This window comes from Desemzia sp. FAM 23990 (genome assembly GCF_045528485.1).
Taxonomy (GTDB): Bacteria; Bacillota; Bacilli; order Lactobacillales; family Carnobacteriaceae; genus Desemzia.
On sequence record NZ_JBGQQW010000011.1, the window covers coordinates 64,602 to 78,540 of the forward strand.

A 13,939-nucleotide genomic window follows, 5' to 3' on the forward strand; every position below is an offset into this window, starting at 1 on the left:
CTGGGGGATTTCGCGTGAAAGATGTAACGACGTATCAAAATAAAAAAGTATTGGTTTTAGGACTGGCTTTGAGTGGAGTAAATGCAGCTAAGCTGCTGCATAAACTTGGAGCATTAGTGACTGTGAACGATTATAAAAGTTTTGAAGAAAATCCAGAAGCACAAGAATTGTTGGAGGATGGAATTCGTGTCGTTACTGGCGGACATCCTGTTGAATTGTTGGATGAAGACTTTGAATTTGTTGTGAAAAATCCAGGGATTATGTACAATAACCCAATTGTGGCTAAAGCAATCGAAAAAGGCATTCCTGTCTTAACGGAAGTCCAATTGGCTTATGAAGTTGCAGAAAGTCCTATTATTGGGATCACAGGAACAAATGGTAAAACAACTACAACAACAATGATCACCGATTTGCTGAATGGCAAACGTACACAAGGAAAAGCTTTTGCAGCAGGAAATATTGGAACTCCAGCAAGTCAAGTTGCGCAAACTGTAACAGATAAAGATGCTGTTGTAATGGAATTGTCTAGTTTCCAACTGATGGGTATCACTACTTTTAGACCTCATATAGCAGTAATCACTAATATCCATTCTGCTCATATTGACTATCATGGAACAAGAGATGAATATGTAGCAGCTAAAATGCGAATCACAGAAAATCAAACGGCTGAAGATTATTTAATCGTCAACTGGGATCAACCTGAACTACGGGAATTGGCAAAAGTGAGTAAAGCTACAATCATTCCATTTTCTAGACTAGGCAAGGTTGAAAAGGGTGTCTATATTGATGGAGATTCCATTTATTACTTAAACGAAGTCATCATGGATAAAAAAGGTATTTTAGTTCCAGGTGAGCATAATTTGGAAAATGCCATGGCAGCTATTGCAGTTGCTAAATTAATGGGACAGGACAATGAAGTTATCCAACAAGTGTTGGCCAATTTTGGAGGAGTGAAGCACCGTACTCAGTTTGTAACGGAATTTAAAGAAAGAAAATTTTACAATGACTCTAAAGCTACCAATTCTTTAGCTACGATCAATGCATTGAACGGTTTTAAACAACCGGTTATTCTGTTGGCTGGCGGATTAGATAGAGGGAATGATTTTGATGACTTGATTCCTCAACTGAAGGGTATAAAAGGATTGATCGTCTTCGGAGAAACGGCTGGCAAAATAACTGAAGCTGGTGAGGCAGCTGGGGTACCAACGATTTTGTCTGTACAAAATGTCGAGGCAGCAGTTCCTGCCGCCTACGATATTAGTGAAGCTGGAGATGTTATTCTATTGTCACCTGCTTGTGCAAGTTGGGATCAATACCGCAGCTTTGAAGTACGAGGAGATGCCTTTATTCACTCTATAGAACAATTAATTGCAAACGTAGAAGAAGAGGAGGAATAGACCTTTTTAGTGGTCTTACATTTATAATGAAAGTATTGTTATCAGGTGGAGGTACAGGTGGGCATATTTATCCTGCCTTAGCTTTAATGAGACGTTTAAAAGCGATTGATCCGACAACCGAATTCCTCTATGTAGGAACTGAAAGAGGATTAGAAAGTAAAATCGTTCCAAAAACAGGGATTCCTTTTAAGGCGGTAAAAGTAGAAGGTTTCAAACGATCATTGTCGTTAAAAAATTTAAAAACGATTCAATTATTTTTACAAGGTATTTTTAAAGCTCGAAAAATCGTGAAAGAGTTTGCTCCTGATGTGGTTATTGGTACAGGGGGATATGTCTGCGGTCCAGTAGTGTATGTTGCAGCCAAATTAGGCATTCCAACTATTGTACATGAACAAAACAGTATTGCTGGGGTAACGAATAAGTTTCTGGCTCGTTATGTGGATAAAATCGCTACATGTTTTGAGGAAGCCGAAGCTGAATTCAGCAAATACCCTTCCAAAGTAGTTTATACTGGCAACCCAAGAGCTCAAGAAGTCGCTGGAATCTTGCCCTCAGATGCGCTAGGCGAATATCATTTAAAACCTGCTGTACCTACTGTACTGATTTTTGGAGGAAGTCGTGGCGCAAAAGCGATCAATACAGCGTTTATAGAATCCTTACCTGAACTAGCTAAAAGAGACTATCAAGTTTTATTTGCTACAGGAGAGGTTCACTATGAGGCTTTCACTAAACTCATTGGCCAAACAAGCGAAAACGTTTCGGTAGTGCCTTATATCCACAATATGCCGGAAATATTCGCGAATGTTTCTGTAGTTGTCTCCAGAAGCGGGGCAACCACATTAGCAGAACTGACAGCACTAGGATTGCCTAGTATTTTGATTCCAAGTCCTATTGTGACCAATGATCATCAAACAAGTAATGCGAAAAGTTTAGTCAAACATGATGCAGCTAAAATGATTACAGAAAAAGAATTGACTGCAGCATTCTTACTTGAAACCATTGATGAAATGATGGACCATCCGGAAAAAAGAAAAGAAATGGCGTCACAAGCTAAAGAAATCGGGGTCCCAGATGCAGCGGATCGACTGATTGAAGTGATCAACGAAATCACTTCGCATTAACCTTGTTAAGGAGGATGATATGTCATGGGTAAATTCCACATGAATCAAAAAAATAAAGAACAAAACAACCATGCACGTGAGTCCTCTTCAAGCAAGGGACTAAAAACGATAAAAGAAACTCAGACATTGGAACAACATTTGCCTAAGTTAAAAAAGCAGCGGCAAAAAAAGATGTATAGTCGTTTGATTCCGCTTCTTTTACTGTTTTTATGTGCAATTTTGATCGTTATTTACTTCGTTTCTCCGCTAAGTAAAATAGGAACTTTATCAGTTGATGGAAATAATGATGTCACAGATCAAAAAGTGATTAATTCCAGTCAATTGACTTCTGGATTACCCTTGTGGGATTCTCTATGGAATGATGAGGTCTCTGAAAAAGCTATTTTGGATGAGCTTCCACAAGTAAAAACAGTCGCATTAAATCTAGAAGGTTGGAATGATGTTTTAATCGAAATTGATGAGTACAAAATTATTGCTTATTCGCATAAGGATAACGAGTATTTTCCCATTTTAGAAAATGGAAAAATTGTAGATGAAAGCAGAAAAGTTTCAATGGGCAACAATCCAATTTTTAAAAATTTTTCTGAAGGGAAACCTTTAAACCATTTGATTGAACAATACAACTCCTTGAATACTTCCGTACAAAACGGCATTTCTGAAATTGAACATACTCCAAGCGACACTGATCAGTATCTGGTGACAGTTTACATGAATGATGGAAATCAAGTAGTGGCAACTTTGCCTACTTTTGCTGAAAAGATGAATTACTATCCTGATATGGTTCAAAAAATCGGCAACCAAAAAGGAGTCATCAATTTAGAAGTCGGGGGATATTTTGTACCATTTGAAAAAGAGGTGGATGACTCTTCAGAGGAGTCTGGAGAAGCTGGAAATACTCAAGAAGAGCCTGTGACAGAATCAGAAAATAATGACGAAATAGTGGAATAATGAAATTCAGTATTTCCAAGCAAACCAAACTGATGTATTTAATAAAAATAATCTGTAATCTACAGGAAAATCTTCAAAAAATGGTCACAAGTATGGTAGAATTGTATTTATATAAGTCAAGAACAAATAATTAAATTGAAATTAAAAGCTAGGAGGTTTCAATCTATGAGAAATTCTGAGATGTATGTTAGTTTAGATATTGGAACCACTTCAATAAAAGTTGTTGTAGCTGAATATGTTAATGGACAAATGAATATTATTGGAGTAGGAAATGAAAAATCTGAAGGATTAAGCAGAGGTATCATAGTTGATATCGATAAAACGGTAGAATCGATCAAGAAAGCGATTAAACAAGCCGAAAAAAAAGCAAATGTTGATATTTATAACGTTATCGTTGGAACTCAAAGTACATCTACAGAAATTGAGACATGCCATGGAATGATTGCAGTTTCAGGTGAAAATCGTGAAATTACAGATGAAGATGTACGCAATACTATTGGGGCTGCTATGGTAAAATCCGTTCCTCCAGAACGTGAAATTTTAGCTATTATCCCTGAAGAGTTTATTGTGGACGGTTTTGACGGTATTAAAGATCCTCGTGGAATGATAGGGGTTCGCTTGGAAATGCATGCCACAATGATCACAGGACCAAAAACCATTGTACATAACATTAAACGTTGTGTTGAAAAAGCGGGATTGCAAATTGAAAATATTGTATTACAGCCTTTAGCTGCTAGTACAGTTAGTATGTCTAGTGGTGAAAGAGACTTTGGGACTATTTTGATTGATATGGGGGGCGGCCAAACTGCTGCTTCTGTTATCCATGATAATCAATTGAAATTTGCATTTGTAGATCCTGAGGGTGGGGAATATGTTACAAAAGATATTTCGATTGTACTAAATACTACATTAGAGAATGCAGAAAAAATAAAGCGTGATTTTGGATATGCAACTTCTCTTGAAGCTTCAGCAGAAGAATCCTTCCCAGTAGAAGTTGTTGGAAAAACAGATCCAGTGAAAATAACTGAATTGTATTTATCTGAAATCATTGAAGCTCGTGTAGTACAAATTTTTGAGACCATCAAAACAGAATTGGATTCTGTAAGAGCCAGAGAACTACCGGGCGGAATTGTGTTAACTGGTGGTGCAGCATCTATACCAGGTATGGTAGAATTAGCTAAAGAGATATTTGAAGTAAATGTTAAGCTGTACATCCCTGATCATATGGGGATGCGTTATCCATCCTTTACAACAAGTATTGGTTTAATAGAGTATCAAGCTAAGTTAAACGATATTCAAAGAATTGCGAATCAAACAGCAACAGGATTCAATATTGAGACGGATTCTGCACCTCGCCAATCGGTTGTTGAAATACAGCGTGAGGATGCAGCGGATGAATACTCAATCAAGCAAAAACCCGTTAAAAAACCTAAGAATGAAGAAGATAGTTTTGTATTCAAAATGAAAAAAATGTTCAATAACTTTTTCGATTAAACGGTAAAGAGACTAAAAAGAAATCAACTAGATAGTAGGGGGAAATAAGATGGACTTAGAATTCGACACAGCACCAGTTAGTGGAGCTGTTATTAAAGTAATTGGTGTAGGTGGAGCGGGAAACAACGCAGTAAACCGCATGATTAGCGATAACGTAAAAGGTGTAGAGTTTATTGTAGCCAATACAGATTTGCAAGCCTTAGCAAATTCAAATGCTGAAACTAAAATTCAACTTGGACCAAAATTGACTCGTGGACTAGGTGCAGGAGCAAATCCTGATATTGGACATAAAGCTGCTGAAGAAAGTGAAGAACAAATTGCTGAATCTTTAAAAGGAGCAGACATGATTTTTGTTACTGCGGGAATGGGTGGAGGTACCGGAACTGGTGCAGCTCCTATTGTGGCTCGTATAGCTAAAGAACAAGGCGCTTTGACGGTTGGTGTGATCACTCGCCCATTTTCGTTTGAAGGACCAAAACGTGGCCGTTTTGCTGCTGAAGGTTTAGCTCAAATGAAAGAATACGTAGATACATTAGTGACAATCTCTAATAATCGTCTGCTGGAAATTGTAGACAAAAAAACGCCTATGCTGGAAGCATTCCGTGAAGCGGACAACGTTTTACGCCAAGGTGTACAAGGTATTTCTGATTTGATTACTTCACCTGGTTACGTAAACTTGGATTTTGCCGACGTTAAAACAGTTATGGAAAATCAAGGTTCTGCATTAATGGGAATTGGTACAGCAAGTGGAGAAAATCGTACTGTTGAAGCCACTAAAAAAGCGATCTCTTCTCCTTTACTAGAAGTGTCTATTGACGGAGCAGAATCTGTCTTGTTAAACATTACTGGCGGTTCAGACTTAACATTATTTGAAGCACAAGATGCTTCTGATATTGTATCCTCTGCTTCAACAACTGAAGTAAACATCATCTTTGGTACTTCTATCAATGAAGAATTAGGGGATGAAGTTATCGTAACGGTTATTGCTACTGGGATCGATACTACAGAAGCTGATAAACGAGTAGCTCAAAACAGCCGAGTTCGTACTAAGCCTGCTTCAAACCGCGGCCAGCAAGCTCCAGAAAGTACTTCGGACAATCAACAAAATGATCCATTTGCTGATTGGGATATTCGTCGCGAGCCTAATACACGCAACCGTAATGTACAAAGTTCGGATACGACTATTTTTGATGATCAAGAAAAAACTGAATTTGAACCTTCAAACCGAGACCATGCAACAGAAGAGAAAAAAGAAACGCCTCAAGATAGTTTAGATACTCCTCCATTCTTTAGAAGAAGACGGAAGTAAATGAACCATATAGAACAAAATGTTCACGATATAGAAGATCAACTGAAAAAATCACTGGATATTTCAAACCGTGATAGAGTTGATCTTCGTGTTGTAGTTGTGACAAAATATGTGTCTATTGAGGAGGCAGAAAAAGTTGTATCGCTCGGTTACACACATCTGGGAGAAAACAGACCAGAAGGATTGATTCAAAAGCAAGAAGTTCTACAGCAAAAGGAAATTGTCTGGCATTACATTGGATCTCTTCAAACAAGAAAAGTAAAACAGATCATTAATCGGATTGACTATTTGCATTCGCTGGATCGAATGTCTTTAGCTGAAGAGATTGAGAAAAGAGCTGAAAAGCCTGTCTCTTGCTTTTTACAAGTAAATGTTTCAGGTGAAGAATCTAAAAGTGGTTTTTCATCTGATGAAGTAATAGAGACGATTGAGGCACTATCCAAGTTTGAAAAAATACGGATCGTCGGCTTAATGACCATGGCACCCAAATTGGCTGAAGAACAAGTGATTCGAAAAACCTTTAGTGATTTAAAAAAATTGCGAGAAAAAATCGTATCACTTGATTTAGAGTATGCTCCATGTGCAGAATTAAGTATGGGAATGAGTCAAGATTATCCCATTGCTATAGAAGAAGGAGCCACTTTTGTTCGTATTGGATCGGCTTTTTTTAACGAAATAGAAGCTGATAAAACCTAATTTTTTTTAACTGAGGAGGGTTTGAAATGGGAATGATAAACCGATTGAATAGTTTTTTTGGTTTAGATGATGAAGAGGAATCCTTTTACATGGAAGAAATGGAACAAGAAACCAAAGTAAAAAATACGAAACAACAACCTCAAGTATCCAATAGACAAGGAAGTTCAGTTGCCATGAATGTACGCAAAGATACGAAAAAACCAAGCAATGTAGTTTCTATCAATCAACCTCAACAGCAAGGGAAAATTATTGTTGTTGAGCCAAGAGTTTATTCGGAAGTAAAAGAAATTGCTGATCTGTTACTAGCTAATCAAGCTGTGATTTTAAATTTCAATCGAATTGAAAAAAATGAAGCTAAAAAAATTGTAGACTTTTTAATGGGAACTATTTATGCCATTGAAGGAGACATGCAGCGAGTAGGAAATGAAATTTTTCTTTGCACACCTAAAAATGTAGAAATTGATGGTGTCTTAGACCAATCAAACAGCTTCGATGATCTTGAGATCTATTAATAGAGAGGAATTTTAAGCAGTGTTAAATTTATTAGGTACGCTACATCAAGTTTTATCAGCAGCATTAGAAATTTATTCTGTGTTATTGATCATTTATATACTATTGTCATGGTTTCCAAATGCCTATCAATCAAAGTTGGGCCAAATATTGGCTCAGGTCTGTGAACCGTATCTTGATATATTTAGACGATTCATTCCACCAATCGGAATGATCAGTATATCAGGTATTGTAGCTTTACTTGCGCTGAACTTGGTAAGTAGGGGCTTGGACAGTATTTTTATATTCATTTATCGATTAATTCTTTTTTAAGCAAGGAGTAGGTCGCAGTGATTGAAAATGTCTATCAGCATTTTAGAAAAGAAGAAATACCGTTTATTGATTCTGTAGCAGAATGGGTCAGAGAAGTAGAGGATCAATACACACCCGTATTGACAAACTTTTTAGATCCTAGACAATATTACATTTTAGAATCGATCATCGGTAAAAATATGGATATCAAACTGTATTCTTTCGGAGGATATGAAGCCTCTGAAAGAAACCGTGCTTTTATTTGCCCTGCTTATTTTGAACCAAGACAAGAAGACTTTAACGTTAAACTGTATGAAGTAAATTACCCTACTAAATTCGCTACCATGTCTCATGGGAAAATTTTAGGAACTTTACTTTCCAGTGGAATCAAAAGAGAATTTTTCGGAGATATTATTTCTGATGGAGAAAGATGGCAATTTTTTATTGATGACTCCATCAAAAATTACGTTATCTCTCAAATCGATAAAATAGGGCGCGTCTCTGTTCGATTAGAAGAACGCAATTACACAGAACTGATTGTTCCTAAAGACAGTTGGACTATTGTACACGATACAGTCTCGTCTATGCGGATCGACACACTGATTTCGAGTGTCTTCAAGATTTCTAGACAACGAGCAAAACAAATGATAGAATCAGGGCATATTAAAGTAAATTGGACTGAGATGAAACGACCAGATTTCGTATTGGATCTATTGGATATTGTTTCTATACGCGGATTTGGACGCTTTCAGATACAAGAGATCGAAGGAAAAAGCAAGAAAGACAAGTGGAAGCTTGTGTTAGGTGTTTTATTCAAATAGGCAATGATTACTTATCAACTAATTTTACTTTTGGAGGTGTCAATAATGGGACTAACACCATTAGATATACATAATAAAGAATTTCCGACAAAAATGCGCGGCTACGATCAAGACGAAGTAAACGACTTTTTGGATCAAATCATCAGAGATTATGAAACAGTTTTAAAAGACAAAAAAGAATTGGAAAAGAAATTAAAATTTTCTGAAGAAAAAGTGGAGCATTACAACAATATTCAAGATTCATTAAACAAATCAATTCTTGTGGCGCAAGAAGCCGCAGACCGATTAAAAGTAAATTCGGATAAAGAAGCTGCTATTATTCTACAAGAAGCTGAAAATAATGCAGATCGTTTATTGAATGATTCAGTTGAAAAAGCAAGAAAAATTACGGCTGAAACGGAAGAATTAAAAAAACAAAGTCGTGTCTTTAAACAACGTTTGCAGTTGATGATTGAGTCACAATTGGAAATGGTGAAAAATAACGAGTGGGATGAATTACTGAAAAGTGATTTAGAAGAAGTCATTGAAATTCCTACTGTAAAAGAATTTTTGCAAAAAACTGAAACTGAAGAAAAACAGTTGCCAGTAGATGTTGAAAAAGCTATAATAACAGATGATGATTCTTCAGAAGAAGAAACAGCAGACGTTGAATCAGCAGATTCAGAAAATGTTTCTCAGGCTGCATCAGATGAAGCAGAGAAAAAAGAGTATGAAGAGGGCAATATGCCAGCAGTAGAATTACCTTTATAAAACAAGGCGTTATTAAAATAGTTTAGAACAATGATTGGAACAGAAAGCAGCAATATACTTTACAGCGAGTTAGAGAACAGTGTGAGTCTAACAAGTCCCTATTGTTGTAAGATCCTCCATGAGTATTAATTTGAACTTTAAGTAAAATTAATCGTTTGATTGGCGTTAACAATTATTAGAGGAGAAAAGAACACTCTTTTCTTGAACTATGGGTGGTACCACGAAGATTTCGTCCCTTTTGGGAAGAGGTCTTTTTTTGTGCTTTTTTAGGTTCTATGGAAGAATCATTCAAAACCAATAAGAATACAATAATAGAGAGGATTTCATGATAATGAAAATGAAAGAGACATTGAATTTAGGTCAAACTAAGTTCAAAATGCGCGGAAATTTACCGGTTCGTGAAGTAGAATGGCAACAAGAATGGAAAGATGCAGAGGTTTATGAAAAACTACAAGAAAAAAACGCTGGAAAACCAACGTTTATTTTACATGATGGGCCTCCATATGCAAACGGAAATATCCACATGGGACATGCATTAAACAAAATTACCAAAGATATCATCATCCGGTCTAAAAGCATGAGTGGCTTTCGTTCACCCTATGTTCCTGGTTGGGATACTCACGGATTACCAATTGAACAAGCTGTTACCAATAGTGGTGTAAAACGTAAAGAAATGTCAGAAGCCGCATTCCGTAAAATTTGTGAAGAATATGCGTGGAAACAAATCAACCAACAAAGAGAAGACTTTAAACGTCTAGGAGTGGCTGGAGATTGGGAAAATCCATATGTTACGTTACTTCCTGAATACGAAGAAGAACAAATTCGTGTATTCGGTAAAATGGCTGAAAAAGGTTATATTTATAAAGGATTAAAACCAATCTATTGGTCACCTTCCAGTGAATCCTCATTGGCTGAAGCTGAAATCGAGTACCAAGATGTAAAATCACCAAGTATTTATGTTGCTTTTAAAGTGGTAGACGGAAAAGGTCTATTAGATGAAGATACTTCTTTTGTTATTTGGACGACTACACCGTGGACGATTCCATCTAACTTAGCTATTACCGTGAATGCGGACTACGTTTACGCAGTGGTAAAGGCGGATGGTAAAAGATACGTTGTAGCAAAAGACTTGTTAAAAGATGTTTCTGCTGCAATCGGCTGGGAAAATGTAGAAATCTTATCTGAAATCAAAGGTAAAGATTTAGAATACATGACCGCTCAACACCCACTGTATGACCGTACTTCTTTACTCATTTTAGGCGATCACGTTACTTTAGAAGCGGGTACAGGATTAGTTCATACTGCTCCAGGACACGGGGAAGATGACTACATCGTGGGTCAAAAATACAAATTAGGTGTTCTTTCTCCAATCGATGATAAAGGATGTTTCACTGATGAAGCTCCTGGTTTGGAAGGCATTTTCTACGATGATGCCAATAAAAAAATTGCGGAATGGTTAGATGAAAAGGAAAGTTTGTTGAAATTAGACTTCTTTACTCACAGCTACCCACATGACTGGAGAACGAAAAAACCGGTTATTTTCAGAGCAACTCCACAATGGTTCGCATCAATTGACAAATTCCGTGCTCAAATTTTAGAGGCCATTAAGAATGATGTCACTTGGTTGCATCCATCTGGAAAAACACGCATCTACAATATGGTTCGCGATCGTGGAGATTGGGTTATCTCACGTCAACGGGTGTGGGGAGTACCATTGCCGATTTTCTACGGTGAAAATGGAGAACCGATTATCACTCCTGAAACTATCGATCATGTAGCTGGTTTAGTTGGCGAATTTGGATCTAATGTTTGGTTTGAGCGTGAGGCAAAAGACTTATTGCCTGAAGGATTTACACATCCTAGCAGTCCAAACAATGAATTTACAAAAGAAAAAGACATCATGGATGTTTGGTTTGATTCCGGATCATCGCATGCAGCTGTATTAAAAGCTCGTCCAGAATTATCCTTCCCAGCTGACATGTATTTAGAAGGATCAGACCAATACCGCGGTTGGTTTAACTCAAGTTTAACAACGTCTATAGCGGTTAACGAAGAAGCTCCATACAAGAATGTTCTTTCTCAAGGATTTGTAATGGATGGAGTAGGCCGTAAAATGAGCAAATCACTTGGAAATGTTATTGTTCCAAATAAAGTGATCAAACAAATGGGTGCAGATATTATTCGTTTGTGGGTATCTAGTGTAGACTATGAATATGATGTAAGGGTATCGGACGATATCTTAAAACAAGTATCAGAAGGGTACCGTAAAATCCGTAACACTATGCGTTTCTTATTGGCCAACACATCTGACTTTAATCCAACCGAAGATGCAGTAGCTTATGAAGACTTAAATGCATTAGATCAATATATGTTGATTCGTTTCAACCAAGTGGTAGAAAAAATCAGAAAATCTTATGCAGAATATGATTTCAAAGGAATTTATCAAACAGTGATGAATTTCTGTACAGTGGATTTGTCACAATTCTATTTAGACATTGCTAAAGATGTCGTGTACATTGATTTAGAAAATGGCCATGACCGTCGTGCTATGCAAACAGTATTTTATGACATTGCTGCTAAATTAACAGCTTTATTGACACCTATTCTTCCACACACAAGTGAAGAAATCTGGAAGTACTTGAAAGAAGAAGAAGAGTTTGTTCAATTGGCAGAGTTGCCTGAAGTAGAAACATTCGAGAATCAAGACGCTGTTTTAAGTGACTGGAAAGCATTTATGGCTGTTCGTGATGATGTATTGAAAGCTTTAGAAGAAGCGCGTAATGAAAAAGTGATTGGGAAATCATTTGAAGCAAAAGTTACGCTTTACCCAACAAAAGAAGTAAAAGAATTGTTGACCAACTTATCTGCGAACATCGGTCAGTTATTGATTATTTCTGAATTAGAAATAGCAGATAGTTATGAAGCTGCACCTGAGTCAGCTCGTAAATTTGCAGATGTAGCTGTTACGATCGAACATGCACATGGTGAAACGTGTGAAAGATGTCGTATCATCAGCGAAGAAGTAGGATCATTTGAAGATGCTCCAACACTTTGTGCTCGTTGTTACCATATTGTAAAAGAACATTATCCTGAAGCTTTAGCAGCTGAGGAAGAAGAATAATAAGCAAATCCTTTCATACAGAATCGTCATCTTCTAGCGTTGGTAAGAAAATTTTTTCCGGCCTGGGGGGCTGCTTATGGAACGCCATGGGACCGCCTTTGAGTCGAAAGCGTCTCAAGGCTTACAAGCGTCAAACTTAGTGTAACGGCTAAAGCCTAACACTAAGTAATTGCCATGATTGTTGCTGCTTCAGCAGCTTACAAGCATGGTACACTTGGGCGTACGCCCACAGTGTTTCCTTTTTTTACATCCTTTTCATGGCTATAAGCAACCTCATATACTTCCAAAAATTTCTAAGAATGTGTTTTTAAAAGGTTTAGTATTTAAAAGGAAACTATTTTTATTTACCAACGTCAACTGTTGTAAAATCAAGAATAAAAACAAAAACTCTTATGAGACAGAATCTTCTGTCTCATAAGAGTTTTTTTCTATTTATTATTGAGCAGATTCTCTTAACACGTCAGCTCTTTATCTTCTAACGTTGATAAAGAAACCTATGGTGTTGCTTATGGAAACGCCTTGAACCAAAACATGTGTCAAGACTAACAAGTGATTTTCGTAGCCGTTAGAGGGGATATGGGATATGGGTATGTGTAGGATAGAACAAACTAAGCCCATAGTATTTCCTATTTTGCATCCTTTTTCATAGCTATAAGCAGCCACATATTCCTCTGGAAATTTCTAGAAATGTGTTTCTAATAGTTTCAGCATTAAAAAGAAGTATATTTTTTTACTTACTAAAGTCGAATATTGTAGAACAACATTTCAGCTTAAATTTGAGGCCGGAAAACCTATAGAGGTAAGAAGAAGATGAGAAGGGGATGGATGAAGAGATAAAAAGCTGTAAATAAAAAAATACTTTTAAAAGGCAATTGGCAGCCCTTGCAAACTAAAAGAGACTGCGTTATAATATGTTGTGTAATGGATTTATTTTTAATAAATGAGAAAGTTGAATTTATGTCACATCAATCATTAATTAACAACGTCGTTTATATGACTATAAATGCTTTTTGATAGTTGAGTTACATAAATAAACCTCTAACGAAAAAAGATCTATTGCAATACGATATATGGAGGTAGATAGTATGGAAAAAGGAACAGTAAAATGGTTTAACGCTGAGAAAGGTTTTGGCTTTATCGAAGTTGAAGGCGGAGATGATGTATTCGTACATTTCAGCGCAATCACTGGAGAAGGCTTCAAGTCTTTAGAAGAAGGCCAACCGGTTGAATTTGAAATTGTTGAAGGTAACCGTGGACCTCAAGCAGCTAACGTTGTTAAATTATAATTGATCTAACAAATAGAAAAGGAACAGGACAATTTTCCTGTTCCTTTATTTTTTTGCCTATTTATTGAAATCGAGTAGGAGGTAAATAATTAATTTATTTACCGTCCTCTCACACCACCGTACGTACCGTTCGGTATACGGCGGTTCAATTTTATATAACATGCTTTTGTTTTAAATAGTAACTATCTGGAGATA

The 13,939-nt window shown here is 36.7% G+C and carries 12 protein-coding genes and 1 other annotated feature; all 12 genes read left to right on the top strand.

All coding sequences use genetic code 11. From position 1 onward, the window contains the following. Positions 1–14 precede the first annotated feature (14 nt). The 12 genes from murD (at position 15) to cspD (ending at position 13,744) form a co-directional block, all read left to right on the top strand. Entirely contained in the window at positions 15–1,397 is a 1,383-nt protein-coding gene (gene murD, locus ACEN4I_RS06190; RefSeq protein WP_407102485.1) for a UDP-N-acetylmuramoyl-L-alanine--D-glutamate ligase, read from the top strand. A gap of 26 nt (positions 1,398–1,423) precedes the next feature. Next, positions 1,424–2,518, top strand: coding sequence for an undecaprenyldiphospho-muramoylpentapeptide beta-N-acetylglucosaminyltransferase (gene murG / locus ACEN4I_RS06195; RefSeq protein ID WP_407102484.1), 1,095 nt, complete (start codon positions 1,424–1,426; stop codon positions 2,516–2,518). Between the two features lie 24 nt (positions 2,519–2,542). Continuing rightward, entirely contained in the window at positions 2,543–3,466 is a 924-nt protein-coding gene (locus ACEN4I_RS06200; protein WP_407102483.1) for a cell division protein FtsQ/DivIB, read from the top strand. A 165-nt stretch (positions 3,467–3,631) separates the two neighbouring features. Continuing rightward, complete coding sequence (gene ftsA / locus ACEN4I_RS06205; protein WP_407102482.1) at positions 3,632–4,960, top strand: cell division protein FtsA; 1,329 nt, start codon at positions 3,632–3,634, stop codon at positions 4,958–4,960. A 49-nt stretch (positions 4,961–5,009) separates the two neighbouring features. Beyond that, on the top strand, positions 5,010–6,269 hold the full coding sequence (gene ftsZ / locus ACEN4I_RS06210; RefSeq protein ID WP_407095528.1) for a cell division protein FtsZ: 1,260 nt from the start codon (positions 5,010–5,012) through the stop codon (positions 6,267–6,269). After that, positions 6,270–6,965, top strand: coding sequence for a YggS family pyridoxal phosphate-dependent enzyme (locus tag ACEN4I_RS06215; RefSeq protein ID WP_407095527.1), 696 nt, complete (start codon positions 6,270–6,272; stop codon positions 6,963–6,965). A gap of 26 nt (positions 6,966–6,991) precedes the next feature. Further along, on the top strand, positions 6,992–7,477 hold the full coding sequence (locus ACEN4I_RS06220) for a cell division protein SepF (RefSeq protein ID WP_407095525.1): 486 nt from the start codon (positions 6,992–6,994) through the stop codon (positions 7,475–7,477). Between the two features lie 19 nt (positions 7,478–7,496). Then, positions 7,497–7,787, top strand: a complete 291-nt coding sequence (locus tag ACEN4I_RS06225; protein WP_407095524.1) for a YggT family protein — start codon at positions 7,497–7,499, stop codon at positions 7,785–7,787. A gap of 17 nt (positions 7,788–7,804) precedes the next feature. Further along, positions 7,805–8,587, top strand: a complete 783-nt coding sequence (locus tag ACEN4I_RS06230) for an RNA-binding protein (protein ID WP_407095523.1) — start codon at positions 7,805–7,807, stop codon at positions 8,585–8,587. 45 nt (positions 8,588–8,632) lie between these two features. Then, entirely contained in the window at positions 8,633–9,337 is a 705-nt protein-coding gene (locus ACEN4I_RS06235) for a DivIVA domain-containing protein (RefSeq protein ID WP_407095522.1), read from the top strand. A gap of 21 nt (positions 9,338–9,358) precedes the next feature. Next, positions 9,359–9,577 (top strand) — a binding site (T-box leader). A gap of 91 nt (positions 9,578–9,668) precedes the next feature. Beyond that, entirely contained in the window at positions 9,669–12,458 is a 2,790-nt protein-coding gene (ileS, locus tag ACEN4I_RS06240; RefSeq protein ID WP_407102481.1) for an isoleucine--tRNA ligase, read from the top strand. A gap of 1,085 nt (positions 12,459–13,543) precedes the next feature. Further along, positions 13,544–13,744 (top strand): cold-shock protein CspD, encoded by a 201-nt coding sequence (gene cspD / locus ACEN4I_RS06245; protein WP_407095520.1) that lies wholly within the window; start codon positions 13,544–13,546, stop codon positions 13,742–13,744. Positions 13,745–13,939: the final 195 nt, after the last annotated feature.